The organism is Nocardia brasiliensis NBRC 14402 (genome assembly GCF_000308475.2).
In the GTDB taxonomy this organism is placed as follows: domain Bacteria; phylum Actinomycetota; class Actinomycetes; order Mycobacteriales; family Mycobacteriaceae; genus Nocardia; species Nocardia brasiliensis.
Genome location: NZ_BAFT02000038.1, coordinates 88,802 through 113,815 on the forward strand (window position 1 = coordinate 88,802; position 25,014 = coordinate 113,815).

24 protein-coding genes are annotated in these 25,014 nt (G+C 68.6%); 6 read left to right on the top strand and 18 right to left on the bottom strand.

Annotated elements, in window-relative coordinates; all coding sequences use genetic code 11:
• Positions 1–116: 116 nt before the first annotated feature.
• From TY25_RS11830 to TY25_RS11870, 9 genes are all read right to left on the bottom strand, one after another.
• The gene (locus TY25_RS11830; RefSeq protein ID WP_042255963.1) at positions 117–1,517 is read right to left on the bottom strand and encodes an MATE family efflux transporter; all 1,401 of its coding nucleotides are present in this window, start codon (positions 1,515–1,517) and stop codon (positions 117–119) included.
• A gap of 5 nt (positions 1,518–1,522) precedes the next feature.
• Positions 1,523–2,581: a PLP-dependent cysteine synthase family protein gene (locus tag TY25_RS11835; RefSeq protein WP_042256156.1), complete on the bottom strand. Its 1,059-nt coding sequence runs from the start codon at positions 2,579–2,581 to the stop codon at positions 1,523–1,525.
• Positions 2,582–2,646: 65 nt separating this feature from the next.
• Positions 2,647–3,990, bottom strand: a complete 1,344-nt coding sequence (locus tag TY25_RS11840; protein ID WP_342216891.1) for an alanine racemase — start codon at positions 3,988–3,990, stop codon at positions 2,647–2,649.
• Positions 3,987–4,961: an ornithine cyclodeaminase gene (locus TY25_RS11845; RefSeq protein ID WP_042255965.1), complete on the bottom strand. Its 975-nt coding sequence runs from the start codon at positions 4,959–4,961 to the stop codon at positions 3,987–3,989. Before TY25_RS11845 ends, TY25_RS11840 begins: the two co-directional genes overlap by 4 nt.
• On the bottom strand, positions 4,958–5,647 hold the full coding sequence (locus tag TY25_RS11850; protein WP_042255966.1) for an ABC transporter ATP-binding protein: 690 nt from the start codon (positions 5,645–5,647) through the stop codon (positions 4,958–4,960). The genes TY25_RS11845 and TY25_RS11850 overlap by 4 nt, the downstream gene beginning before the upstream one ends.
• Positions 5,644–6,471: an ATP-binding cassette domain-containing protein gene (locus TY25_RS11855; RefSeq protein ID WP_042255967.1), complete on the bottom strand. Its 828-nt coding sequence runs from the start codon at positions 6,469–6,471 to the stop codon at positions 5,644–5,646. Before TY25_RS11855 ends, TY25_RS11850 begins: the two co-directional genes overlap by 4 nt.
• Complete coding sequence (locus TY25_RS11860) at positions 6,468–7,325, bottom strand: ABC transporter permease (protein WP_042255968.1); 858 nt, start codon at positions 7,323–7,325, stop codon at positions 6,468–6,470. Before TY25_RS11860 ends, TY25_RS11855 begins: the two co-directional genes overlap by 4 nt.
• The gene (locus TY25_RS11865) at positions 7,318–8,292 is read right to left on the bottom strand and encodes an ABC transporter permease (protein WP_226887423.1); all 975 of its coding nucleotides are present in this window, start codon (positions 8,290–8,292) and stop codon (positions 7,318–7,320) included. Before TY25_RS11865 ends, TY25_RS11860 begins: the two co-directional genes overlap by 8 nt.
• Positions 8,292–9,899, bottom strand: coding sequence for an ABC transporter substrate-binding protein (locus TY25_RS11870; protein ID WP_042255969.1), 1,608 nt, complete (start codon positions 9,897–9,899; stop codon positions 8,292–8,294). Before TY25_RS11870 ends, TY25_RS11865 begins: the two co-directional genes overlap by 1 nt.
• Before the next feature lie 138 nt (positions 9,900–10,037).
• Between TY25_RS11870 and TY25_RS11875 the strand changes: the two genes are divergently transcribed.
• Positions 10,038–11,171, top strand: coding sequence for a hypothetical protein (locus TY25_RS11875; protein ID WP_042255970.1), 1,134 nt, complete (start codon positions 10,038–10,040; stop codon positions 11,169–11,171).
• 9 nt (positions 11,172–11,180) lie between these two features.
• Here the strand turns inward: TY25_RS11875 and TY25_RS11880 are convergent, their stop codons facing one another.
• Positions 11,181–11,861 (bottom strand): AEC family transporter, encoded by a 681-nt coding sequence (locus TY25_RS11880; RefSeq protein WP_042255971.1) that lies wholly within the window; start codon positions 11,859–11,861, stop codon positions 11,181–11,183.
• A gap of 5 nt (positions 11,862–11,866) precedes the next feature.
• Positions 11,867–12,568: a TetR/AcrR family transcriptional regulator gene (locus TY25_RS11885; RefSeq protein ID WP_042255972.1), complete on the bottom strand. Its 702-nt coding sequence runs from the start codon at positions 12,566–12,568 to the stop codon at positions 11,867–11,869.
• An 87-nt stretch (positions 12,569–12,655) separates the two neighbouring features.
• Here TY25_RS11885 and TY25_RS11890 point away from each other — a divergent pair, with 87 nt between their 5' ends.
• From TY25_RS11890 to TY25_RS11900, 3 genes are all read left to right on the top strand, one after another.
• Positions 12,656–13,342 (top strand): NAD(P)-dependent oxidoreductase, encoded by a 687-nt coding sequence (locus TY25_RS11890; protein ID WP_042256158.1) that lies wholly within the window; start codon positions 12,656–12,658, stop codon positions 13,340–13,342.
• Between the two features lie 99 nt (positions 13,343–13,441).
• Positions 13,442–14,008 carry a hypothetical protein gene (locus TY25_RS11895; protein WP_146154022.1) on the top strand — a complete coding sequence of 189 codons (567 nt, stop codon included), beginning with the start codon at positions 13,442–13,444 and terminating at the stop codon, positions 14,006–14,008.
• Between the two features lie 299 nt (positions 14,009–14,307).
• The gene (locus TY25_RS11900; protein ID WP_052382934.1) at positions 14,308–16,530 is read left to right on the top strand and encodes an MMPL family transporter; all 2,223 of its coding nucleotides are present in this window, start codon (positions 14,308–14,310) and stop codon (positions 16,528–16,530) included.
• Here the strand turns inward: TY25_RS11900 and TY25_RS11905 are convergent.
• Both TY25_RS11905 and rpsA read right to left on the bottom strand, forming a co-directional pair.
• Entirely contained in the window at positions 16,523–17,155 is a 633-nt protein-coding gene (locus TY25_RS11905; RefSeq protein ID WP_052382935.1) for a TetR/AcrR family transcriptional regulator, read from the bottom strand. The two genes, TY25_RS11900 and TY25_RS11905, sit on opposite strands and share 8 nt — an antisense overlap.
• 117 nt (positions 17,156–17,272) lie before the next feature.
• Positions 17,273–18,745 (bottom strand): 30S ribosomal protein S1, encoded by a 1,473-nt coding sequence (gene rpsA, locus TY25_RS11910; protein WP_014983385.1) that lies wholly within the window; start codon positions 18,743–18,745, stop codon positions 17,273–17,275.
• A gap of 347 nt (positions 18,746–19,092) precedes the next feature.
• Between rpsA and TY25_RS11915 the strand changes: the two genes are divergently transcribed.
• Entirely contained in the window at positions 19,093–19,953 is an 861-nt protein-coding gene (locus tag TY25_RS11915) for a class I SAM-dependent methyltransferase (protein WP_042255974.1), read from the top strand.
• Between the two features lie 61 nt (positions 19,954–20,014).
• Here the strand turns inward: TY25_RS11915 and TY25_RS11920 are convergent, their stop codons facing one another.
• The 4 genes from TY25_RS11920 to TY25_RS11930 all read right to left on the bottom strand — a co-directional run bounded on the left by TY25_RS11920 (position 20,015) and on the right by TY25_RS11930 (position 23,205).
• On the bottom strand, positions 20,015–20,611 hold the full coding sequence (locus tag TY25_RS11920; RefSeq protein WP_052382936.1) for a hypothetical protein: 597 nt from the start codon (positions 20,609–20,611) through the stop codon (positions 20,015–20,017).
• A gap of 68 nt (positions 20,612–20,679) precedes the next feature.
• Entirely contained in the window at positions 20,680–20,832 is a 153-nt protein-coding gene (locus tag TY25_RS43385; RefSeq protein WP_014983382.1) for a type II toxin-antitoxin system antitoxin, read from the bottom strand.
• A 12-nt stretch (positions 20,833–20,844) separates the two neighbouring features.
• The gene (locus TY25_RS11925) at positions 20,845–21,729 is read right to left on the bottom strand and encodes an SPFH domain-containing protein (RefSeq protein WP_042255976.1); all 885 of its coding nucleotides are present in this window, start codon (positions 21,727–21,729) and stop codon (positions 20,845–20,847) included.
• Between the two features lie 114 nt (positions 21,730–21,843).
• Complete coding sequence (locus tag TY25_RS11930) at positions 21,844–23,205, bottom strand: FAD-binding oxidoreductase (protein ID WP_042255977.1); 1,362 nt, start codon at positions 23,203–23,205, stop codon at positions 21,844–21,846.
• Between the two features lie 71 nt (positions 23,206–23,276).
• On the opposite strand from TY25_RS11930, the gene TY25_RS11935 reads away from it, so the two are divergent.
• Complete coding sequence (locus TY25_RS11935; protein WP_042255978.1) at positions 23,277–24,191, top strand: LysR family transcriptional regulator; 915 nt, start codon at positions 23,277–23,279, stop codon at positions 24,189–24,191.
• A gap of 45 nt (positions 24,192–24,236) precedes the next feature.
• On the opposite strand, the gene TY25_RS11940 is transcribed toward TY25_RS11935, so the two are convergent.
• Entirely contained in the window at positions 24,237–24,989 is a 753-nt protein-coding gene (locus tag TY25_RS11940; protein ID WP_014983378.1) for an amino acid ABC transporter ATP-binding protein, read from the bottom strand.
• Positions 24,990–25,014: the final 25 nt, after the last annotated feature.

The following is a 25,014-nucleotide window of genomic DNA, read 5'->3' on the forward strand; positions in this document are numbered from 1 at the left end:
CGATCGATGCTGAACAATTGCCGTCGACTGCCCGAATTGCCGGACTCAACGCGATGTGCCCGAGAATCCCAGCGGTCCAGCCGGTTTCATGTGCTTTGCCTGATTCCTCCCGTTCATCAGTTGACGGGCACGGGTTCCCGTGCGGCCGTGGTCAACTCGGCCACCCCGCGCAGAAACCTGCGCCACACCAGGATCGCGGTGGTGCCGAAGCCCACGCACAGCCCCAACCAGATGCCCGGCCCGCGCAGATCGAGGGTGAACGCGAACAGCGCCATCGCGGGCACACCGAGCACGAAGTAGCCGATCAACGTGCTCTGCATGCCCGCCTTGGTATTTCCGATCCCGCGCAGCAGGCCGATGCACAGATTCTGCGAACCCTTGCAGTACTGCTGGACGATCGCGAACCACAGCAGCGTCGACGCCGCGGCGACCACCGCGGTGTCGTCGCGATCCGCGCCGAGGAACGGCGCGAGCACCGTGCCGGGGAACAGCACGTACACCAGTCCCACCGCCGTCATGAAACCGAAGCCGAGCGCGAAGGTGCGCCGGGCGATGCCGGCGACCGCGTGCTGATCCCCTTGGCCCACTGTGCGACTCACCAGGATCGAGGAGCCCTGGGAGAGGCCGATGTTCACCTGGTACACGATGTAGGCCAGCTGATTGACGATATTGCTCGCGGCCAGCGCCACCGGCCCGAACCCACCCATCAGCACCGTGGCGATGGAGGTGATCGCCGCTTCCGCACCGTAGGTGAGCGAGATGGGCGTGCCCATCCGCACGATCCGCAGCACCGTGGCGCGGTCGGCGGTCCACACGCGCAGCGAAAGCAGTTCGCCGAGTACCGGATCGCGCCGGACGGTGCGCAGGTAGGTGCCGAAGGTCCAGACTTGCACCAGCGTCGTGGCTAGACCGATACCGGCCAGGCCCAGCTGCGGCATACCGCACCAGCCGAAGATGAACAGCGCGTTCAACAGCGCGTTCACGCCGATCGACAGCAGCGTCACCCGCAGCAGCGAGCCCGCTCGGCGCAGCCCGACGGCGAACTGCCGCAGCACATTCAGCCACAGCATCGGAATCAGGCCCGGCGCGAGCGCCCAGATGATCGGCCGTGCCAGCTCGAGCACCGCCGGGTCCTGCCCGAACCACCGCAGCGCGTAGCCGAGCGCGACGAGGATCAGCGCGCCCACGATCGACACCGCGGTGGCCACCGCGGCGGCGGCGCGCACGTACCCGCGGATCTCGGCGCGGGCCTGCTCGTCGAGTCCGGCACTGCCGGTGCGTTTCTCGCCCTGTCCGGCCGCTGTGGCGATCATGTTCCCGACGCCGGTCACCATGCCGACGCACATGGTGCGCAGCTGGTTGTACAGCAGCAGCGCGAGCCCGCCCGCCGCGACCGCGGCGATCCCGAGCAGTCCCATCATCGCCAGATCGACCGTGGTCAGCGCCACCTGCGCGAGCTGGATGCCCGCGATCGGGGCGGCCAGCGCGACGATGGCGCGATACTCCCGAATTGCCATAGCGTTTACGCCCCCGCCCGTTCCAGGTCGTCGGCCGCCAACCGTACCGATTCGTCATAGGCCGTCAGCAGACGCGTGATCCGCTGCTGCGCCGCACGGTCGTACAGCCCGCGCGCGTGCAACCAGTCCTCGTCGTAGACGGTGTCGAGGTACTTCTCTCCCGCGTCGCACACCAGCACCACCACGGTGCTTGCCGCGGGGACGTGCACCAGGCGGCGCAGCGCGATGTGGATCGCCGCGCCACCGGTACCACCCACCAGAATGCCGGTACGCCGTGCCACCACGCGTGCGGTGGCGAACGCGTCGACATCGCCCACGCGGCAATCCTCGTCGATGGCGTCGTATTTCACGTTGCCGCCGACCGGGAACCCGGCGGGGCTGCCCGCGCCGGTCTGCCAGTAGCCGCCGCCCGCGCCACCGAAAATGATCGACCCGACGGGCTCGACACCGATCGCGTGCACCCGGGAACCGAGCCGGCGCAGCTCTTCGACTGTGCCGCAGAGGGATCCGCCGGTGCCGACCGCACCGACGAGGTAGTCGACATCGGTATTGAGATCGGTGAGCAGTTCGGCCGCCAGGTCCCGATAGCCCGCGTTGTTGTGCGGATTGTTGTGCTGGTCGGGGCGATACGCGCCGGTGCGTGCGGCGATCTCGTCGGCGACCCGCCTGCGCTCGACCGTACTCGGGCCGCCGCTGTCCCCGCTGTCCACCGAGACCAGCTGCGCGCCCATCGCTTTCATCGCACGCAGCTTGTCCTTCGCGGCGTGGTCGTCGACCACCGCGGTGAAGGTGTAGCCGCGTTCCAGCGCGATCAGGGCGAGCCCGGTACCGGTATTGCCGGACGTGGGTTCGACGATGTGCCCGCCCGGCCGCAGTTCGCCACTGCGTTCGGCCTGCAACACCATCTCGCGGGCCATGCGTACCTTCGCCGAGCCGGTCGGGTTGAACTGCTCCAGCTTCAACAGGATCCGGGTGCCGGTGCCGGTGCGCACCAGTTCGAGCAGCGGGGTCGCGCCGATGAGCTCGGACGCGCTGCGCACGACGTTCTCCCGGAGCCGGGGCATCGGCCGCACGCCGGCCGGATGCACGGTGGCCCGGCCGACCGGACGCACCGTCGTCGCGTCCGCTTCTACTTGTCCAAACGCCACAACCACCGGTCCTCCTGTTCGGTGACGACAACCTTGGGCGGCAGCGGGAGCTGGTGGAACTCGCTCTCGTTCTTGTCCATCTGGTAGCCCGCCGTATTCGGATACAACAGCAGGTCACCGGGTTCGGGTCGCTGCGCCAAACGGACCTTGCGCCAGGTGAGCACGTCGTACTCCATGCAGCTGGCGCCGCCGACACAGGTGGCCACCGGTGCGGCGGCGGTGATCTGCTTGCGCGGCACCAGGATCGGGTCGGGCAGGAACTCACTGCCCTTCCACTGCTCGGAGACGCTCATGCTGAGTCCGTGCACGGTCGTGATGCCGTAATCGGCGTTCTGTTTGTAACCGAGCACCGGGAACACCGTGAATCCCGCGTCGATCAGCAGGGCCCGCCCCGGCTCGATGAACAGCTGAATATCGTTGTCCCGCAGATTCTCCGCCAGGGATCGGACACCGAAGCGGGTGGCCAGCACGGCGTCGAGCATGGCGGCGCCGGTCGGGTCCTGGGCGTAGGGGTAGAACTTGCCGAACTGTTTTCCGGCATGGAACCAGTCGTCACGGCGCTGTTCGGAGAAGGTGTGCCAATCGTCGTCGCGCACGTACCGGCAGGCGAAACCGCCCCCGATCGAGATCGTGTCGACGGGCAAACCCCGCGCCCGCGTCCGCACACACAGCTGGATCAGTTCGTCGGCGAGTTCGGCGCGCGGCGCAACCGCGTAGCCGTCCAAATGGAATGAGAACCCGATCAGTTCCACCCGCGGCCGCAGTCGCACGCACAACTCGATCGCGCGATCGAGATCGGTTGCGGACAAACCGAACCGGCTGTGCGGGGCGTTGGGCGGCAGCCGCCGCAACAAGATCCGCACCGGTCCGGCCTGCCGGGCGATCTCGGCGATCCGCTCCAGTTCGTCGAGTGCGTCGATGGCGACCACGCAGTCGTGCCGGGCGGCCAGGCGCAGCAGCGCATCGGTTTTCGCGGCGCCGGTCACCCCGATGTCGCGCCCGCGGACACCGTGCGCCAGCGCGTGCACCAGTTCCGGTTCACTCGCCACGTCGACCGCCCCGTCCAGATCGGCGATCTCGGACAGCCAGCAGCCTGCCTTATTGGCCTTCTTGCCGTAATAGACCTGGCCGCGCACACCGCGTGCGGTGAAGACCCGCTGGAACGATCTGAGGTTGTCGGCGAACTGCTCCGGGTAGACCACGTGGAACGGGCCGCCCAGCGCGTGCCGGATATCGAAGAGCAGGTGCCGGTCCGCGCGCACCCGCTGCTGCCACTTCTGTTCCAGCGCAGGCAGACCGGGGAATTCGACCGCTGCGATGTTCACGACCACAGTTCCACCCGCTGTCCACGGCCCGCGGCCACCGCCCGGGTCGCCAACGCGTGCGCGACCGGGATATCGGTGATGATCATGCCGCTGGCGAAGGCGAACACCCGGTCGTCCGCGCCGATCCGCCCGCGCGCCCGGCCGGCCACGATGTCCGGGAGTTCGGCGTCGATCACCGGCCCGTCGGGGCCGGCCAACCGGGTGCCGGTGACTCCCAGCTGCCCCGCACTGGTCGCGATCGCGTAATCCGCCGCACGTAGCGCGCCGCTCTCGACGCCTTTACTGGCCACCGAGATCAGCACACCGCCCGGCGGCAACCACTCGGTGCGTACCTTGGGATGGGCTGCCCGCCCGGAGGCGACGACGACGATATCCGAATCGGCGACCGCGGCGGGTACGTCGTCGACCAGCTCGATCTCCCGGTCCGGATACCAACGCCGCATGGTGGCAAGGGTTTCCGCGATGCCGTCGGGATGGGTACCGAACAGGCGCAGCTCCTGCAGTTCCGGTAGCGCGGTGAGCAGGTACGGCAAGGTGTTTCGTCCTTGCACCCCGGTGCCGATCATCAAGGCCTTCGTCGCACCCTCGCGGGCACAGTGTTTCGCGGTGATGGCCGTCGTCGCCGGGGTGCGGGCGGCACCGACCCGCTGACAGTCCATGAAGGCGAACGGCAGGCCCGTGGTGTCGTCGTACAGGCTGATCGTGGTGTAGTACTTGTCCGCGCTCTCGCTGCCCTGCCGGTAGGACGTCTTGAAACCGATCTGCTCCAGCGAACTGTCGTAGCCCAGCATCGAATACGACACCGCGTCGCGCTCCACCTTCGGAATCGGCATCATCAGCTTGACCGGGCACCGGGATTCGCCGCGCGCGTACGCCAGATAACCCTCCTCGACCAGATCGATGACCTCGGCGGGCGTCAGATCGATATCGGCCAGATCGGTGCGGGTGAGGATATGCAGTGCGTTGCTCATAGAACTCCGATGTCGTCGGTCGAATCAACGGTCGGTCCGGGCGACGACGCTGCCGCACCGGACACGGGAGAGAGGTTGTCCCCCAAGCGCACGAGCCGACCCGCGCACACGCTCAACAAGGGGAGGTCGTGACTGATGAAGAGCACGCCGACACCCGTGCCCGCCAGGGCGGTCACGGTGCGGGCGACCGCGGCGGTGGTGGCCGGGTCGAGCATCGAGGTCATCTCGTCGCACAGCAGGTAGTCGGGCTCGGACACGAGCACCCGGGCGACTGCGGCTCGTTGCAATTGACCGTCGGAAACCTGCGCCGGATACCGGTCGAGCAGATCCGGTGTCATGCCGACGGATTCGAGCACGCTCGCCCAAGCCACCGGCCTGCGCGCGAGTTCGGCGATGGACCGGCGCAGGGTCAGGCGCGGATCGCAGGACCGCCGCGGCGACTGGAACAGCATCGCGATGCGCCCGGTATGCCGCCGGGGCAACGGTCTCCCATCGCAGACGACCCGCCCACCGCTGGGTTTGCGAAGGCCGGACAAGACCTGCGCGAGTGTCGTTTTGCCGGTGCCCGAGGGCCCGGTCAACCCCACCACCTCACCGCGAGCCAGCTCGAGCGAGATCCGGTCGAGGACCAGGCGCCCGCCCAGTCGCACTGAAACGGCCTCGGCCGCAAGAGATCTTCTCGTCATGTCGCTCCGTAGCGGAAGTCCGCGGGCAGGTTCACCAGTTCCGGTGTGCGATACGGCAGCGGGTGCAAACCGTTCTCGGGCAGCGCGGCCAGCAGATCCTTCGTGTACGGATGCGCAGGTGCGGTGAGAACCTCTCCTGCACAGCCGGTTTCGACTATCCGGGATGCGTACATCACCGAGATGTCCGTGCAGATCTGCGCGGCGCGCAGGGCCGTCAGGTCGTGCGTGACGAGCAGTACGCTGCCGCCCGCCGCGGCGAATTCGCCGAGCAGACCCAGGATCGCGGCCGCCCGCGCGGCGTCGAGCGCCGAGGTCGGTTCGTCGGCGATGATGAGCGTGGGATCGCCCGCCAGCGCGAAGGCCAGCGCCGCTCGCTGCGCCATACCGCCCGAAAGTTCGTGCGGATACCGGCGCAGCACCTCCGCGGTCAACCCGACGCGGTGCAGCAGATCGCCCGGCTCGTGCGCGGTGCCCAGGCACCGGATCGTTTCGGCCAGTTGCGGTCCCAACCGCCGGACCGGCGTGAAGTACGTCATCGCCGACTGTGGGACCCAGGCCACCGTGCGGCCCCGGGCCCGCCGGATATCCGCTGCGGAGTACGTCCGGCCATCGGCCTCGAGCGCGACGGTGCCGGTCATGCGGGCTCTTTTCGGCAGCAAACCGGTGACGGTCGCGGACAGCATGGATTTCCCCGAGCCCGATTCGCCGATCAAACCGTGCACCGTGCCGCGCGCTACGGTCAGGTCCGCCTCGGTGACCGCGTGCACGATGCGGCCGGGGCCCAGCGGGATTCGCACAGACACGCGCTGCAAGGTCAACGTCACGCCGACACCTCGTGGCGCCGTTGACTGTTCCGCTGCCAATGCCTGCCGAGCACCGAGACCGCCAGCGCGACGAGCACCAGCACCCCGGCCGGAAAGACCAGTAACCACCAGTCCCCCAGCAGAATCGACGCCTGCGCGTCCGAGAGCAGCGTGCCGAGCGAGGCCCGGTGCGGCGGCAGGCCGACGCCCAGGAACGACAGCGTCGACTCGTGCCAGATCGCGTGCGGGATCAGCAGCACGACGCCCACCAGCGCCTGACCCAGGGCGGGCGGGACGAAATGCCGCCGGACGATGCGCCATCCGGGCAGCCCGCGCAACCGGGCCGCCTGCACGAATTCGGCGTGCCGCAGCGCCAGCACCTCACCCCGCACCACCCTGGCCACCGAGGTCCAATGGGTGAGCACGAGCGCGACGACGATGGCGAGCACCGAGCCGCGATACATGGCCACGACCAGCAGGGTGAGCAGCAGGCTCGGCAGCGAGTTCATCGTGTCCACCGCGCGCATCGCGATCCGATCCCACCAGCCGCCGAACGCCCCAGCGCTCACCCCGACCAGCAGGCCGAGGACCGCCGAGCCCAACGCCGCGGCCGTGGCGATCAGCAGCGAGACGCGCATGCCCTCGGCGACGCGGACGAACACGTCACGCCCGGCACTGTCGGTACCGAAGGGGAATTCGAGACCGGGCGGCCGCCTGCTGAGGGAGAAGTCGACCAGGGCGTCGTCGACCGGCCGCAGCAGTGGCACCAGCCCGGCATACAGCACCGCGAGTACCAGCACACCCACCGCGATCACGGGAACCGTTGCACGCCACCGTTTCCTGGTCAACAGCGGTGCGGTCCGCAGCTCAGCCATCGGCGTCGATCCTCGGATCGATGGCCACGCCGATCGCATCGGCGGCCAGGTTGCCGATCAGCACCACTACCGTGACGAGCAGCGTCAGCGCGGCGAGCAACGGGAAATCCAGTGCGCGAGCGGCAGTCACGGTCGCCGCGCCCGCACCCGGCCAGCTGAACACCGTCTCGATCACCGTGGCGCCGACCACCAGTTCCGGCAACCTCGCGCCGCACAGCGCGACGAACGGCGCCACCGACACCGGGAGCACATGCCGGAAAGCGATGACCCGCCACGGCAATCCCCGTGCTTTCGCCCCGGTGACGGCGTCGCTGTCGAGGCTGTTCGCCACGGTCTCCCGCAACCCGAGCGCCAGCCAGGGCAGCTGCGTCACGCCGAGCAGCACGGCGGGCAGCACGAGATGCCGGGCCGTCGATCCGACACCGACGCCGCCACCGGGATCGGTCAGACCCGCGGCCGGAAACCAGCGCAGGGTGGTCGCGAATAGCAGCACCGCACCGAGCGTCAGCACGAACGGCGGAACGGACTGCAACACAACGGCACTCGCGCTGAGGATCCGATCGGCCAAGCCGTCGCGGCGCAGTCCGGCCCAGGCGCCGAGGCCGGCCGCGAGCACCAGCGCCACCACGCCGCCCAGCACACCGAGCAGCACACTCCAGGGCAGCCGCTCGGCGAGCACCTCGGCGACGGGCCGGCGGTAAGACCGGGAGGTGCCCAACTCGCCCCGCAGCAGATCGCCCAGCCAGGACCACCACGCGCCGAACCAGCTGCGGTCCAACCCGAGTCGCTCCCGCAGCGCCGCGCGCTGCGCCTCGTCGAAGCCGTCCCCGTGCGCCCCGAGGTAGGCGTCCAGTGGATCGAACGGACTGGCCGCCGCGAGCGCGAACACGGCGAGCGAGACCAACCCGGCCAGCGGTACCGCGACGACGAGCCGGCGCATGATCAACCTGCCCGCTCTGCCACCCATCACCGGGTCCAGCGCGCGAGCCCGTACCACGGACCCCACGCGACGCCGTGCGAATGCGGTTCCAGCGCAGTCGGTGTGACCCGCCAGCCGTTGTCGCGCAGCACGTAGACGTGGTTCGTGGTGACCAGCGCGAGCATCGCGGGCGCGTTGTGATATTCCGCCTGCAGCTGCCGGTACAGCTCGGCCCGACGCGGCGGGTTCGTCTCGCCGCGGGCGGCATCGAGCAGCTGATCGATCTTCGGGTTCACGTAGTCCGAGGCGTTGTCCCACTTGGAGCCGACACCCGGCGCGGCGTAGCGGGAGTGCAGTTTGGTGTAGAGCTGGCTGTCTACCGTGTAAGGCTGACCACCACCGCCGAGCAGGAACGGGGTCTGCGCCAGGTACTCCGGCGTCATCTTCTGCTTGTCCACCGCGACCGGGGTGATCTCGATACCGACCTTCTTCGCGTCCGAGACCACGGCCATCGTCAGATCACGCCGCAGCACTTCCGTCGGGTAGTAGGCGATCTCGAAACTCGCGCGCCGCCCGTCCCGTGCTCGGATGCCGTCCGCACCGAGCTGCCAGCCCGCCGCGTCCAGCACCCGCGCCGCCTCGTCCCGGTCGAAGCCGAAATCCTTTGCGGGGTCGTAGTTCTCGCCGTAGACGGTGCCCATCAGGGTGGACATCGGCGCACCGTGCCCACCTAGGATGTGCTCGACCATGGCCTTGCGGTCCACGGCGACATTCAAGGCCCTGCGGACCGCGGGGTCACCCGCGACCGGGTTGCCACTCGGCAAGGTGATGGCGCGCCAATCATTGGCCACCGCCGAGACGACCCGATATCCGTCTTTCGCCGCCGCCTGGGCCAGCTCGGGCGGCAGCACCGTGCCGTCGGCCCCGTCGCGCAGCTGACTCGCCCTGGCGTTGTCGTCGTCGCTGCGGCGCACCACGAACTTTCGCACCTGGGCGCGCTCGCCCCAATAATCGTCACGGGCGGTGAGAATCACTTGATCGGGGCGGGATTCGGTGAGGACGTACGGTCCGGTCCCGACCGGGTGCCGGTTGATCTCGGCCTGATCCGCGGGCCCCGGGGTGGCGAAAGCTTCCGCCGGCGCGATCGCCAGGAACAGTCGATGGTCGAAATCGGCATAGGCGCCGGACAATTCGAACTCGACGGTATCCGGCCCGGTCTGTACTGCCCGCTTCAGGAAGTCGTAATCCGCGGCGATCGGTGCGGCGAACGCCGGATCGATCAACGAGTTGTAGGTCGCGACAACGTCTTCGGGCCCGAACGTGGTGCCGTCCGAGAAGCGCACGCCGGTTCGGGTGTGCACCCGCCAGCGGGACAGATCGCCGCCGACCGGCTCCGGCGCACCCACGGCCAGCACCGGCACGGCCGCCGGGATCCGATCCGACACGCCCTCCTCGATCCGGTACAGGCTTTCGAAGATCTTCGACTCGCCGTTCTTCCCCGCGCCGAGCAACGGGCTGAAGTCGCCGAGTTCCTCGGTGTCGATCACCACGAATTGGTCAGGATCGCTGGATGTTTCCCCCGGTGCCGAGCAAGCGGTCAGCCCTACTACGAATGCCGTTGCGGCAGCACACATCCCGATCCGAAACAAAGCCATGTCAGCATCGTAGACTACTGGTAATGATTTTCATTAGCATTTTCAGTGAAACCGGACACACCCGTCGAGCCGGACGCGACGCGTCGGCTGATGTCCGAATACCGCTCGAGTGGCTAATGGAGAGCTAATCTCCTGGCTGTGCCGATCAGGGATGCGGTCTCGGGCTTGGTATCGAAATGGAAGCTGCTGCTGTGGCTCGCCGCCACGGCGGTGTCCCTGCTGCTGGCCGCGGGCACCGTGTACTCGTGGACGCACGCGGCGAGCAAGCACGCACCGGTCGCGGAGATCGGCACCACGGTGTCGTCCTACGCCGAGGCCGAGGCGGCGGTGCGGCCGAACCTGCCGCAGGACCGGCATGTCCCCCGGCTCTCCACCGGCGTGCTGGTGAACTCGCTGCAGTTCGTCAACGCGCACAACGTCAAAGCGGTCGGCCACATCTGGCAGCACATACCGTCCGACTTCCCGGCGGAGATCGAGATCGGCGTGCAGCTGCTCGAGGCCGAGGACCCGCACAGCCCCAAGAAGGTGTTCGAGTACCCGCTCGGCGACTGGCGCGTGGTCGTCTGGTCGTTCTCCACCGTCATCCGCCAGCAGTTCCACTACCAGGACTATCCGCTCGACCACCAGGACATCTGGCTGCGCATGCGCCCGGTCGACATGATCCATCCGGTGCAGCTGGTGCCCTCGTTCGAATCGTTTCCGCCGTGGGACCCGCACGCGCTCAACGGGTTGGACCCCGGCTTGGTCTTCGGCGACTGGGAGCCCGAGTACACCGTGTGGAGCCTCAATCACCAGGCGTACAGCATGCTCACCCATCCCGGGCTGGCCAATACCGACGAGCTGTACTTCAACGTCGGCGTCACTCGCGGGCTGCTCGGACCGCTGCTCGGCCGGATCGTGCCGGTGCTGCTGCTGGCGGTGCTGATGTTCCTTTCGCTGTTCGTCATCACCACCGACCCGGACCGGCGGCCGATCTCCGGCTTCACCGCGTTCGCGATCATCACCTTCTCCGTGTCCACCGTGCTGGTCGTCGCGGTCAACGACAACGCGGCCCGCACCGAAGTGGGCTCGGCGGGCATCTCCTACATCGAGTACTGGTACTTCACCCTGTACGTGATGACGCTGCTCGTGGCGCTCAACGCGACCCTGCTGCTGCACGGCGCCTTCGGCAGAGCACTGGCCTGGCGGGACAACCTGCTGCCCAAGGTGCTGTTCTGGCCGCTGTTCACCGCGATCATGTTCGCGGCCACCGTCGGGTACCTCGGCCTCTGACCGGCACCGTCACCGGGCCAGCAGCAACCATCCAGGCAATAGCAGCAACGTCGCCAGCGAGGTCTTCGCGACGATCGACGCCGCCAGATCGATGTCCGTCTCGTAGCGCTGGGCGAAGATGAACAGATTCTGCGGCGAGGGCATGGCGGCGATCAACACCGAATACGTCAGCCAGGCAGCGCGAATCCCGCGCACCGCGGCGGCGATCGGCCGCTGTCCACCCGGATCCTCTTGTCCGGCACCGAATTCCATGACGGCGATGACCACGACGGTGAGCACGCAGACCTGGAGCAGGATGATCGGGAAGATCGGCGCGGCGTCACCGAACAGCAGCACGAACACCGGGATCGCGAAATAGGTGGTGTTCACCTGCACCCCGGCCATGATGCGCAGCGCGATCCCCCGGCTGTCCGCGCCGGTCACCCGCCGCGACCAGAACCCGACCACCAGCATGCCGGCCAGCGCGGTGACCAGATACGCGGCGATGGCGCGCGGATCGAAGAGGCGCCCGAGGTCACTCGAATACAGTGCCCCGGCCAGATAACAGGGAATCGCGAACAGAAACGCGAAGTCGGAGAACGCTTTCGAGATCTCGGCGCCGATGATCTTGCGCCGCGCGAAGACGACGCCACCGCCGAACACCAGCGCCACCGGCGCGAGTTTGCCGATCGTCGTCGCTATCTGGCTCATCCCGGCTAGAGCCCGAGCGACCGGACCAGGTCCAGCATTTCGGCGTGATAGAGCTTCGCGGGGGCTTGCGCCTGCGGCACCAGGTGACCGTAGACCTCGAGCGCGATCAGCCCGTGCATCCGGCCCCACATCCGCAGCGCCAGGCTCAGCGCCGCGGGCGGCAGCTCGGGAAAGTCGTTGCGCACGTGGGCGACCAGGCCCGCATCGAAATCGGACCAGTCCTCGTCGCCGACCGTCTGCCGCGCCGCGGCGTGCGGCCAGGCCGCCGCGGCCAAGCCGACGAGCCCGGTGCAGGCCCGCAATTCGGCCGCGGTCGCGGGCCCGCCGGGCGGTGGCTGGTAGCCGGCCACCGGATCGCCATAGATGAGCCGGAACTCCGCGGGATGCGCGATCGCCCAGTCGCGCACGGTCTCTCCCCACGCGACGATTCGTCCCGCCGGGTCGGCGACGGGAACCGCGTCCCGCGCGGCCTCGACCCGATCCACCAGCGCGGTGTAGACATCGGAGATCAGCGTGGAGATCAGGTCGTCGCGGGTGGCGTAGTAGCCGTAGATGGCACCCGCGGTCATGCCCATCTCACGGGCGATGGCACGCAACGAGACCGCGTCCGGCCCGCCCTCGGCGAGCAACCGTAAGGCGATCGCCTTGATCTCGTCCGACGCTTGCGCACGTAACCGCTCCCTGCGACTCCTGACTGCCTCGACCACGGTTTGACACTCTACAGCGTTTGGCTACTATCGTCCGTGCTGTTACTGAACGGCGTGTAGTAAATGAACAGCGTCGAGGGAGTGATCGTGGAAATCGGAATTTTCGGGGCGACCGGCGTCATCGGCAGCCGGGTCGTCGCCGAGGCCACCCGGCGGGGACACCGCGTGACCGCGTTCACCCGGGACGCGGCCCGGATCCCGGCCGAGCAGGCCGGGGTGCGCTGGCAGGTGGCCGATTGGCTCGACGCCGACAGCATCGCCACCGCCATCACGGGCGCCGACGTGGTGATCAGCGCCGTGAACGCCGGGCGCGACATCGCCGACACCATCGCCAACGCCGGCGATTTCGTCACCGGCGCGCAGGCCATGGTGCGCGCGCTCGAACGGCAGCCCCGGGTCCGGCTGATCGCCGTCGGCGGCGCGGGCAGCCTGGAGGTCGCGCCCGGTCGCCAATTGGTCGACACCGGAGCGGATTTCACCCGCACCTTGACCGAGGTGCTGGAGGTACCCGCGGAGTACATCGACGTGGTGCGCGCACTGCGCGACAGCCTGAACGTCTATCGGCTGTCCGATCGCCACTGGACCTACCTCAGTCCGTCCGCGGGCCGGATCGAACCCGGCGAGCGCACCGGGCAGTTCCGTATCGGCGGCGACCAGCTGCTGTCCCCGGCTCCCGGCGCGGGCGACATCTCGGCCGAGGACATCGCCGTCGCACTGCTAGACGAGGCGGAACAGCCCCGGTTCGTCCAGCGCCGCTTCACCGTCGGCTACTGAGCGCCGAAACTTGTCGTACCCCTGAGGGAGAATAGTTCTCAGGTCGGACGTCGATCGAGTTGCCGCGAAAGGTAATTGGCACTCGAACGAGGAGGCGCAATGCCTGATGTCCCAGCTTCGACACCCGACCCGCGCGACCCGATGCATGTCGATCTCGAGCGGCTGGTGGAGCTGGCGGCAGAGATCGAGCGGCATCGGTACCTGCTCCGCGCCGCGGCCGAGGACTATCGGTGGCGGGTGGCGCAGCGGGTGGAGTGGCTGGAACCGGACGATCGGGCGATGCGGCTGGCCCATGCCGAGCGGCTGATCGAGGCGATGATGATCGACCCGGTCCAGCACACCACCCTGGATCTCGACGCCTACCGCGCCGTGCGCGACGGTGCGCCGCTCGAGTTCGACCTCGAACGGCGGACCTACGTGCTGCGCCGGCCCGGCCGGGAACCCTTGGCGATCCGCCCGGGGCTGCCGGAACACCGGCTCGGCGTGATCGCCCGGCTCGCCGGGCTGGGGCTGCGGCTGGAACAGATCCAGGTCGTCGTGCTCACCACGGCCCAGCCGGGCGGGTGGACCACCCGCCCGACCGGCCCGCCGGAGGTGACCCGAGGAGGCACGACGAAACCGTCGCGGCGCGTCCAGCCCCAGCTGATGCACCACGCGGACAACTGAATTCGAGCCCGCCGCCGGCGCGCCCTCGATCCGCGACAGCACCTGTCGCACCGGATCGTGCCACGTCGGCGGCGGGCTCATTTCGTCTATCGGCGACGGGCGGATCTCGGCCCCGCACCGCGACCGCCGGATTTGCCCAGCGGCACCACCCCCCAACAGCACAGCCTCGCCGCGCACAGCTCCGGCAACCGGACCACTGCCACAAAATTGATAGTCCCTTGCTTCCACTCCCTCAGTATTCGTATGCTGACCGAAAGAATCTGATAGTCACTGTCAGGTAGCGAACCCTGGGAGGGGCGATGGCGCAACCGACCATCCTCGAACGGCCGCAACCCCCGCACGCCACGCCGCGCTGGGGCGCCGCCGGTCGCTGGGGCATGGCGATGGCCAGGCATCGCCGAATCGTGCTCGCCGTCTGGGTGCTGCTGGTCATCGCCTGCGGCGCGACCTACCCCGCCCTGCACGCCCGGCTCGGCACCCCCGACTACTCCGTGCCGGGTTCGGACTCCGTCGCGGCGAGCAGGCTGGTCGCCGAGCACTTCGCCCAGTTCGGCACCGAACAGGACCTCATCGTCTTCCATTCCGACACCGCGACGGTCGAGGCGCCGGAATTCCGTGCGGCGATCGAGCGCGCCCTGGCCACGGTCCGGCAGACCGACGGCGTCGCCGGCGCCGTCGGCCCGTTCGACGGCAATGCCGCCCAGATCGCCGCCGACCGGCACACCGCCTTCGCCGTCGTCGGCCTCGACGGCGACATCTCCGAGCGGGTCAGCGTCGTCCGGGAACTGCGCACCGCGCTCGCCGCCGAATCCGACGCGAGCGCGCAAGCCGTGCTCACCGGCTACGCGCCGATCCAGGCCGATCTGATGGAGATCGAAACGGCGGATCTGCAACGCGGCGAGGCGCTCGGCGTGCCTATCGCCGCGGTGCTGCTGGTACTGGCCCTGGGCGCGGTGGCCGCCGCCGCGCTGCCGATCAGCGTCACCGCGGCCGGGATCGCCGTTGCGGTCGGCGCGCTGTTCGGCTTGACCACGTTCCTCGCCTTCGACTCGCTGGTGCTCTCGGTCGCCACCATGATCGCCACCGGCACCGCGATCGACTACGGCATGTTCATCGTCAGCCGGTTCAACGAGGAGCTGACGCGGCGCGGCGTCCGAAACAGGCAGGAGCACACCGCCATCGCGCAGGCCGTCGGTGCGGCGATGGACACCACCGGACGGACGGTGCTCGCCTCCGGGCTCATCGTGATGATCTCGCTGTGCTCCCTCGTCGTGGTCGGGCTGCCGATGCTGAACGGGGTCGCGATCGGTGTGGTGACCGCGGTGATCGCCACGATGGCGGCTGCCTTCACGCTGCTGCCCGCCCTGCTCGCCGCGCTGGGGCCCGCGATCAATCGCGGCGCGCTACCCGAACGCCTGCGGCCCGCCGAGGTGCGCGCGGCCACGGCGTCGAGCGGTTGGGCGCGCTGGGCTCGCATCGTGATGGCGCGGCCGGTGCTGTTCGGCGCGGTCGGGGTCGCGCTGCTGCTCGTCGCGGCCGCTCCGCTGACCGGCCTGCGCTACGGCGTCGACGTGGGCCTCGGATCACTCACCGATCGTGCGTCCGGCCAAGGGCTCACGTTGGTGAAGCAGAACTTCACCCCCGGTCTGGTGTCGCCGATCGAGGTGGTCGTGACCGGCACCGCCGACACCCCGCTCACCGCCGACGCTCGCGCCGACGGGGACCGACTCATCGGTGAGTTCTCCCGAGATCCCCGGATTGCGGCGGTGCTGCCGCAGTACGCGCAGGGCAGGATGTTCGCGGCCGTCGTGCCCAAAGCCTCCTTCGAGTCGACCGAATCCGCCGAGCTGGTGACCGATATCCGTGCCCGCGCAGCGGCTCTGACGCACGCCGAGGTGAAGGTCGGCGGCACGTCCGCGTTGTTCGTCGATGTGTCGCACCGGATCACCGACCGCTTCCCGTGGGTGATCACGCTGGTGCTCGCGATCTCGCTCGGCTTCCTCGTCGTCGCGTTCCGCAGTATCGTGCTCGCGCTCAAGGCGATCGCGATGAACCTGCTCGCCACCGGCGCGGCGCTCGGCATCACCGTCGCGGTGTTCCAGCACGGTGTCGGCGCGGGCGTGCTCGGATTCCAGAGCACCGGGTTCTTGCAGATCTATCTGCCGATGCTGGTGTTCGCGGTACTGTTCGGACTCTCGATGGACTACGAGGTGTTCCTCATCCGGCGGATGAAGGAACACTGGGATGTGCACGGAGACAACGCCGCTGCCGTCGCCGACGGCCTGCAGCGCACGGCCCGGCCGATCACCGCGGCGGCCGCCATCATGGTCGCCGTGTTCGCCAGCTTCGTGACCGCGGACGTGCTGGAGCTGAAGCAGATCGGCTTCGCGCTCGCGGTCGCCATCGCGATCGACGCGGTGCTGGTGCGACTGGTGCTGGTGCCGGCCTTCATGCGGCTGTTCGGCCGCTGGAATTGGTGGCTGCCGCAACGCAAGTCGCGCGCGCCGCGGGTGACTACCTGAACATGGTCTCGACCTGGTCGATGATCGACCCGAACGCCTCGGCGTAAACGTCTTTCAGCCGTCCGGCGAAACCCGTTCCGGCCCAATGGTCCAGCGCGGCGACGCAGCCCCAGACCGCGGTGGCCGCGGCCATCCGCACCCGAAGATCGTTGGGGCCGAAGCCGGTTCGCTCCGCGACCAGCGTCCGGAACTCGTCTTCCAGTTCCCGCATCTGTTTGGTCTGCCCGGCCCGGATCTCGGGCACCGCCGCGATGAACTGCAGCCGCTGCCGGATGCGGTGCTCGGCCTCCGCGGTCAGCAGCGACTCGAGCAATACCGGGACGAGCAGCCGCCCGACCGCAATCAGCTCGGCCGGGGCGACGGTCTGCGGCCCGCCCGCGGTCCGGACCGCCTCGAGCACCTTCGGATCGGCCTCGTCGTACAGGACGAGCATCTCCTTGGTGCCGAAATAGCGGTAGACCGAACTCGGTGACACCTCCGCTGCGGCGGCGACCCGCTCGATCGTCACATTCCGGTACCCGTGCGCGTCGAACAGATCCAGGGCGACCCGCTGGATTCGGCCCATCGCCTCGATCTTCCTGCGTTCCCAGGAGGTCGAGGAAAGCTCGGCAATGGCATCGGACATCACACCAACGATACCGGCCGCCGCTACCTGTCACGGCTTTCCGCAGCGGTCCGGCCACCTGCGAGAAGGGCGAAGGCCCCGGTCCAGCGGACCGGGGCCTTCGTCGTAGTGCGTCTATCAGGCGTTGCCGGAGAGCTTCTCCCGCAGGGCCGCCAGCTGCGCGTCGCTGGCCAGCGAACCACCGGCCGACTCGGACGAGCTGGAGGACGAGGATGCCTGCGAACCGCTCTCGGAGGAGTAGTTCGAGGAGCCGCCGCCGTTCGCGGCCTCGGCCGCAGCGTCGGCCGCCATCTTCTCCATCTGCGCGGTGTGCATCTTGTGGCGACGCTCCGCCTCGGCGTAGCGGCCTTCCCACTCTTCGCGCTGCTTGTCGAAGCCCTCGAGCCACTCGTTGGTGTCGGGATCGAAGCCCTCGGGGAAGATGTAGTTGCCCTGCTCGTCGTAGCTGTCGGCCATGCCGTACTTCGACGGGTCGAACTCGGCGTGGTAGTCCTCGTTCGCCTGCTTCAGCGACAGCGAGATCCGGCGACGCTCCAGGTCGATGTCGATGACCTTGACCATCGCGTCGTCGCCGACCGCGACCACCTGGTCCGGGACCTCCACGTGGCGCTCGGCCAGCTCGGAGATGTGCACCAGGCCCTCGATGCCCTCTTCGACGCGCACGAACGCACCGAACGGAACCAGCTTGGTGACCTTGCCCGGCACGATCTGGCCGATCGCGTGGGTGCGGGCGAACTGACGCCACGGGTCTTCCTGGGTCGCCTTGAGCGAGAGCGAAACCCGCTCGCGATCCAGATCGACGTCGAGCACCTCGACGGTGACCTCGGTGCCGACCTCGACGACCTCGGACGGGTGGTCGATGTGCTTCCAGGACAGCTCGGAGACGTGCACCAGACCGTCGACGCCGCCCAGGTCCACGAAGGCACCGAAGTTGACGATCGAGGAGACCACACCCTTGCGGACCTGGCCCTTCTGCAGCTGGTGCAGGAACTCGCTGCGCACCTCGGACTGGGTCTGCTCCAGCCAGGCGCGACGGGACAGGACCACGTTGTTGCGGTTCTTGTCCAGCTCGATGATCTTGGCCTCGATCTCCTTGCCGACGTACGGCTGGAGGTCGCGGACGCGACGCATCTCGACGAGCGAGGCGGGCAGGAAGCCGCGGAGACCGATGTCGAGGATCAGGCCGCCCTTGACGACCTCGATGACGGTGCCCTTGACGGCCTCGTCCTTCTCCTTGAGCTCCTCGATCGTGCCCCACGCGCGCTCGTACTGCGCCCGCTTCTTCGACAGGATCAGGCGGCCTTCCTTGTCCTCCTTGGTGAGAACAAGAGCCTCGACCTCATCGCCCACGGAAACGACCTCGTTCGGGTCGACATCGTGCTTGATGGAGAGTTCGCGGGAAGGGATGACGCCTTCGGTCTTGTAACCGATGTCGAGCAGGACCTCGTCGCGGTCGACCTTGACGATGGTTCCTTCGACGATGTCGCCGTCGTTGAAGTACTTGATCGTGGCGTCGATGGCGGCGAGGAAATCCTCGGCGGAGCCGATGTCGTTGACGGCTACCTGCGGCGAGGTGACGGTGGTGGGCATATGTCGGTTTGCTCCGGACGGATTGTGGTCGGTTGCGGACATTGGAACTTTCGGTACGCTGGCGAATTCACCGCGGTGAAGTGAAGACGGACACAAGGAACGTACCGCACGTAACGCACGTGAAACTCAGCACGGGTGGTTGACTCCGGTACGGCTGTACAGAAGGCACTCGCGCGTTCAGCGTACGCGACCTTGGTCCGGCCGGGCAAACCGGTCCGGCCGCCACGCCGTAGAGCCGTTCCCCGGACCGTGCACAGCAAGCAGGCGGCTATATATATACGCGTACCGCGGCCGGCCTCCCGGTCCGCGCGCCGAGCGCCGCACCCCCGGTCGATAAGCTGACGCCCGTGTCGGAAGATCGCCATGCAGAGGCAAACACACTGCTCGGGACCGCGGGAACGGCGCGAACCCGGATCGGCTCGGCCGCCAGCCAGCAGGCCAGCCGGCGCTGGTGGGACGCGGACGCGGGCCAGTACCACGAGACGCACGCCGCGTTCCTCGGCGTCGATTCCCCAGACGGCGAATTCGTCTGGTGCCCGGAGGGCCTGCACGAAGGCGACATGCGTTTCCTGGGCGAGGTCGCGGGCAAGCGGGTGCTCGAGATCGGCTGCGGATCGGCGCCGTGCTCGCGCTGGCTGGCCGGGCAGGGCGCACATCCGGTCGGGCTGGATCTCTCGATGGGCATGCTGACCCGCGGGCTCGACGCGATGCGACGCGGCGGACCGCAGGTGCCGCTGGTCCAGGCGGGCGCGGAGGCGCTGCCGTTCGCCGACGCCTCCTTCGACCTGGCCTGCTCGGCGTTCGGCGCGATCCCGTTCGTCGCTGATTCGGCGCAGGTGATGCGCGAGGTGGCCCGGGTGCTGCGGCCCGGCGGCCGCTGGGTCTTCTCGGTGAACCACCCGATGCGCTGGATCTTTCCCGACGATCCCGGCCCGGCCGGGCTCACCGCCGCCATCCCCTATTTCGATCGCACCCCGTATGTCGAGGTGGACGGCGCGGGCGAGCCGACCTACGTCGAACATCACCGCACCGTCGGGGATCGCGTCCGCGAAATCGTGGCCGCCGGCCTGCTGCTGGTGGACCTCGTCGAACCGGACTGGCCCGAATGGCTGGACCGCGAATGGGGTCAGTGGAGTCCGCTGCGCGGTGAGATCTTCCCCGGGACCGCGATCTTCATCGCGCAGAAGCCGCAGTCGCACGGGTTTTGATGCTTCGCACCCGCTACGGCCGGCCATAGCGGGTGCGGGAACACGGAAGGGGTGCGGGAGTTCAGGTTTTCGGCCCGGGGAACGAGGGCAGCGCCGCGAAGCCGGGGTCGACCTTGGCGGTGGGGACCGTCCGGGCGACCCAGCGGCGGGCCCGGCTCACCGGATGGTCGGGAAACTGCTCGTCCCAACGGACTTCGTCGGCGATGTTGTAGGGCAGCTTGCCGCGCAGGCCGGGCGCGTACGGGTGCGGCGGGAACATGTGCTGCGGGCCGAGCTGGGCCATCAGCGCCGCCTCGCGCAGACCGGTGGTGCCGAACTCGGGACACAGGATCTGGAACACCGCGCTGCACCGGTCCTTCGGCACGACGATCGAGGCCGCGAAGACCAGGCCGTGATCCCGGTTCGGCAGCGGCAGCTTCTCGATCCGCAACAGGCCGGGCAACTTGTCGACCCAGACGAGGAAAGCCTCGACCAGACAACCCGATTCGGCCGAGATCTCCGCGAGCCGGGTGCGCAGCGTGTCGAGATCTTCCAGCGGCGCGGGCAGGTCGGGCACCAAGTCGTGGTAGGTCAGCGTGACGATGTCGCCGGTGCTGTGATCCCCCCAGGTGTTGGTGTCCATCTGTTGCAGTCCACTGATATCGAACGAGATAGGCACCCGCCCACCGTAACGGCGAACACGGCACGGCCGCACACCGAATTTTGTCGGTGTGCGGCTCGGTGCCCCTATTTCGGTTTGCGGCCCGCCTGTTCGAGCGCCAACCGCAGTGCGTATTCGATCTGGGCGTTGACGCTGCGCAGGTCGTCGGCGGCCCACTTGGCGATGGCCTCGTGGATGCCGGGGTCCAGTCGCAGCAGTAGCTTCTTGCGCTCAGCCATGGGCTTCGGCGTTCAGCTGTAGAGCGAGCCGGTGTTCACGACGGGCTGGGTCGCTCGGTCACCACAGAGCACCACCAGCAGGTTGGACACCATCGCGGCGCGGCGTTCCTCGTCGAGTTCCACCACCCCCTGCTCGGTGAGCCGGTCGAGTGCGAGACTCACCATGCCGACCGCGCCTTCCACGATCTGCGTGCGGGCGGCGACCACCTGCGAGGCCTGCTGCCGGACCAGCATGGCCTGGGCGATCTCCGGCGCGTAGGCGAGGTGGGTGATGCGGGCCTCGAGCACCTCGATGCCGGCCAGCTCGGTGCGGTCGCGCAACTCGACGGTGAGTTCCTCGGCCACCTCGCTGCCGTCCCGCAGGCTGGTGCGGGTGTCGTCGTGCGAGTCGTACGGGTGCGTGGTGGCCAGGTGACGCACCGCGGCCTCGGACTGGGTCTGCACGTACTCCTCGTAGTCGTCGACCGAGAAGGCGGCCTTGAAGCTGTCCACCACCCGGTAGACCACCACGGCGGCGATCTCGACCGGGTTGCCGTCGGCGTCGTTGACCTTCAGCTTCTGCGTCTCGAAGTTGCGCACCCGCAACGAGATCCGCTTGCGGTCGGTCAGCGGGAGCACCGAGAAGAAGCCGGGTTCGCTCACCGAACCGATGTAGCGGCCGAAGAACTGGACCACCTGGGCCTCGTTCGGGTTGACGATGGTCAAACCGGTCGCGCCCAGCAGCAGCACGAGCACCAGGAAGCTCGCGACGATCGCCCCGACCAGGGCGGGCACGTTCTGATCGTGCGCCATCGCGAGATACCCCAGTGCCGCGCCGCCACCGAGCAACAAGGTGAGCACCAGCCAGGCCACCAGCACCAGGAAGCCGTTGACGTGGAACGCGGGACGTAGCTTCATGACATCCTCCAACTATCAAAGTGATATCACCAAGATAGCAGATGGTCGCCGCGGTCCGGCATCACGACTTCGCATACTCTCTTCGCGCACTCCCGGGGTGCGGCAGCCGGGCGGTCAGCGCCGCGCCGGGCGGATGTTGCGGTTGAACCGGAACATGTTGCGCGGGTCGTACTTTGCCTTCAGCTCGGCGAGCCGGGTGTAGGTGCTGGCGGCGTAACCGCCCCGGGTCTGCGCCTCGTCCGCGTCGGCGCCCGCGCCGTAGAGGAAGTTGAGGCTGTGGCCGAGCGTCCAGGGTGCGAGCGCCGCCCGGATTGCCGCCTGGCTTGCCGGTGCGGTGCCCGCCTCCCCGGCGTCCGTGATGACCCGGACGACGTAGGCGGCCTCGCGATGGTCCACCGCGATCTCGGCGCGCGGCTTCGCCAGGGCGCCGCCGAGGTGGCGGATGTCGATCACGGCACCGGCAGCGGAGTCCGGCCCGGCGGCGGAAAGCAAGGCGGACAACGTTTCTCCGGTCAGCGCACCGAGCAGCACGTTGGTGGCCGCGTACGCGTGCGGGTGATCGGGGTCGCTGTGGATGGTGTGCGATTCGGTGTACGGCATGACGCGCAGGTCGTCTTTCAGGCGCTCGCCCACCGCCCGCAGCGGCGCGACCAGTCGCTCCCCGTCGGCGCCAGCACCGTGATAGGCGATCCGGAACGACGCCACGAACCGGCCACGCAGCGGCGCGGGCACCTGCGGAATATCGGGGAAACGCAGCATGGCCACGGTGGAGGTCAGCTCGTCGGGCACCGTCGCGGTCCAGTCCCGCCAGACTTCCAGCGCCCGTTCCACCAGCGGCGTATCGAACATCAACTGGCCGCCGTATACCTCGGTGATCGGCAGCAGGCCGAGCACGACCGCGGTCACCACGCCGAAATTGCCGCCGCTGCCCAGCGCCGCCGCGAACAACTCGTCACCGGGCTGCACCCGGCGCACCCGCCCGTCCGCGGTGACCAGCTCGAGCGCCTCGACGTGCTCCGCCGCGTAGCCGAATTCCCTTGCCAGCAGGCCGATTCCGCCCCCCAGCAGATAGCCCACGACACCGACCGACGGCGAGGAGCCGATCAGCGGCGCGAGCCCGTGCGCGGCGGCCGCCTCGACCAGCTCGCCCGCCCGCACACCGGCGCCGAGCCGTGCCGTGCACGTCTCGACATCAATCTCCAGAGTGTTCATGCGCCGGGTGCTGATCAGCACGCCGCCGTCGGCGGGGACCGACAGCCCGTGGCCGGTGGCCTGCACCGCCACCGGCAGCCCGTGCCGTGCGGCGTACTCGATGGCGGCGCGGACGTCCTCGGCGTGCCGGGCGCCGACGACCAGTGCCGGCCGATGCGTGTAGGCGGTCTGGAAGCCCGCGATCTCCTCGTCGTATCCGGCGTCACCGGGGCGGAAGACCGGGCCGGTGCAGGTATCGGTGATGTTTTCTGCGGTGTTTCCCATGACTTCGACCCTGCCCGCGGCGCATCGAGAAGTACAACAGATAGATCTTCTCGTAACTAGAATCATCAGTTATGGAACTGCGTCAGCTGCGCTACTTCGTCACGGTGGTCGAGGAGGCGAACTTCACCCGCGCCGCCGCGCGCCTGCACCTCGCTCAGCCGGGACTGAGCGCGCAGATCCGGCAGCTCGAACGCGAACTCGGCCAGCAGTTGCTCGACCGCGGCGCCCGCACGGTGACGCCCACCGAGGTCGGCACGGCGGTGCTGGCCCACGCCCGCGCCGCGCTCGCCGCGACCGAGCGCATCACCGCGACGGTGGACGAATTCGCCGGCCTGCTGCGCGGTCAGGTACGGGTCGGCCTGATCTCGGGCGCGGCCACCGAGGAGTTCGACGTGGCCGGCGTGCTCGCCGACTTCCACGACGACCATCCCCAGGTCGGCATCAGCCTCACCGAGGACACCTCCGAACGCATGCTCGCCGCCCTCGGCCGCGGCGACCTGGATCTCGCGTTGATCGGATTGACCGGCGCGCCAATAGATTCCGGAATCGGGATGGAGGTGGTGCTGGAGACCGCGGTGGTGGCCGCGGTCGCGGCAACAGACCGGACGCACGGCGCGGAGATCGCCCTCGACGCACTGCGCGAGCAGCCGCTGATCTGCCTTCCGCCCGGCACCGGCCTGCGCGGCGTCTTCGAACTTTCCTGCGCGGCAGCCGGTTTCACGCCGAACGTCGCCTTCGAGGCGGCCGCTCCCCCGCTGCTGCTGCAACTGGCGGCCCGCGGTCTCGGCATCGCGGTCGTCCCCGAGCTCACACCCGCGGAAGCGGCGGCGTTCAGGGTCCGCGTGGTCCGGATCGTGCAGCCCGAGATGCACGGCAGGCTCGCGCTGGTCTGGCGAGCCGACCGGCCGGGCACTCCGGCCGCCAAAGTGCTGCTGGGTCAGCTACGGATCGCGCTGGGCGGCAAAACAACGTCGTCCGAGGCATAGGACCGGCCCTCCCGCACCCGAATTCGAGTGCGGGAGCGCAGCGCCTCAGAGCAGCCGGGACAGGAACGTCTTGGTGCGTTCGTGTTTCGGGTTGGCGAGCAACTCACGCGGCGCGCCGGCCTCGACGATCACGCCGCCGTCCATGAACACCAGCTTGTCGGCCACCTCTCGGGCGAAACCCATTTCGTGGGTGACCACGACCATGGTCATGCCCGACTCGGCGAGCTCACGCATGACCGTGAGCACCTCGCCGACCAGTTCCGGGTCCAGCGCGGAGGTCGGCTCGTCGAACAGCATCAGCTTCGGATCCATCGCCAGCGCGCGGGCGATCGCCACGCGCTGCTGCTGCCCACCGGACAGCTGAGCCGGATAGGCATTCGCCTTCTCCGCCAAGCCGACTCGCTCGAGCAGCTCCTTCGCCTTCGCGATGGCGTCGGCCTTGCGCACCTTCTTGACCTGGGTCGGCGCCTCGATCACGTTGTCCAGCACGGTGCGATGCGGAAACAAGTTGAAATGCTGGAACACCATGCCGATTTCGCGCCGCTGCCGGGCCGCCTCGCGCGGGTGCAGCTCGTAGAGCTTGCCGTTCTTCTCCTGGTAGCCGACGAGTTCGCCGTCCACGTAGAGCCGTCCGGCGTTGACCTGCTCGAGATGGTTGATGCAGCGCAGGAAGGTGGACTTGCCCGAACCGGACGGCCCGATGACACACAGCACCTCGCCGCGGCCGATCTCCAGCGAGACGCCCTTGAGCACCTGCAACGCGCCGAAGTTCTTGCAGACCCGGTCGGCGACGATCATGGGGAGTCGAGCGGTCTGCTCGACG

Excerpts from the sequence above, each read along its gene's own strand:
- TY25_RS11830 (WP_042255963.1), bottom strand. The coding sequence starts at position 1,517 with ATGGCAATTCGGGAGTATCGCGCCATCGTCGCGCTGGCCGCCCCGATC.
- TY25_RS11835 (WP_042256156.1), bottom strand. The coding sequence starts at position 2,581 with ATGCCCCGGCTCCGGGAGAACGTCGTGCGCAGCGCGTCCGAGCTCATC.
- TY25_RS11845 (WP_042255965.1), bottom strand. The coding sequence starts at position 4,961 with ATGAGCAACGCACTGCATATCCTCACCCGCACCGATCTGGCCGATATC.
- TY25_RS11850 (WP_042255966.1), bottom strand. The coding sequence starts at position 5,647 with ATGACGAGAAGATCTCTTGCGGCCGAGGCCGTTTCAGTGCGACTGGGC.
- TY25_RS11860 (WP_042255968.1), bottom strand. The coding sequence starts at position 7,325 with ATGGCTGAGCTGCGGACCGCACCGCTGTTGACCAGGAAACGGTGGCGT.
- TY25_RS11865 (WP_226887423.1), bottom strand. The coding sequence starts at position 8,292 with ATGGGTGGCAGAGCGGGCAGGTTGATCATGCGCCGGCTCGTCGTCGCG.
- TY25_RS11870 (WP_042255969.1), bottom strand. The coding sequence starts at position 9,899 with ATGGCTTTGTTTCGGATCGGGATGTGTGCTGCCGCAACGGCATTCGTA.
- TY25_RS11880 (WP_042255971.1), bottom strand. The coding sequence starts at position 11,861 with ATGAGCCAGATAGCGACGACGATCGGCAAACTCGCGCCGGTGGCGCTG.
- TY25_RS11895 (WP_146154022.1), top strand. The coding sequence starts at position 13,442 with ATGCCTGATGTCCCAGCTTCGACACCCGACCCGCGCGACCCGATGCAT.
- TY25_RS11900 (WP_052382934.1), top strand. The coding sequence starts at position 14,308 with ATGGCGCAACCGACCATCCTCGAACGGCCGCAACCCCCGCACGCCACG.
- TY25_RS11905 (WP_052382935.1), bottom strand. The coding sequence starts at position 17,155 with ATGTCCGATGCCATTGCCGAGCTTTCCTCGACCTCCTGGGAACGCAGG.
- rpsA (WP_014983385.1), bottom strand. The coding sequence starts at position 18,745 with ATGCCCACCACCGTCACCTCGCCGCAGGTAGCCGTCAACGACATCGGC.
- TY25_RS43385 (WP_014983382.1), bottom strand. The coding sequence starts at position 20,832 with ATGGCTGAGCGCAAGAAGCTACTGCTGCGACTGGACCCCGGCATCCAC.
- TY25_RS11925 (WP_042255976.1), bottom strand. The coding sequence starts at position 21,729 with ATGAAGCTACGTCCCGCGTTCCACGTCAACGGCTTCCTGGTGCTGGTG.
- TY25_RS11930 (WP_042255977.1), bottom strand. The coding sequence starts at position 23,205 with ATGGGAAACACCGCAGAAAACATCACCGATACCTGCACCGGCCCGGTC.
- TY25_RS11935 (WP_042255978.1), top strand. The coding sequence starts at position 23,277 with ATGGAACTGCGTCAGCTGCGCTACTTCGTCACGGTGGTCGAGGAGGCG.
- TY25_RS11940 (WP_014983378.1), bottom strand. The coding sequence starts at position 24,989 with ATGATCGTCGCCGACCGGGTCTGCAAGAACTTCGGCGCGTTGCAGGTG.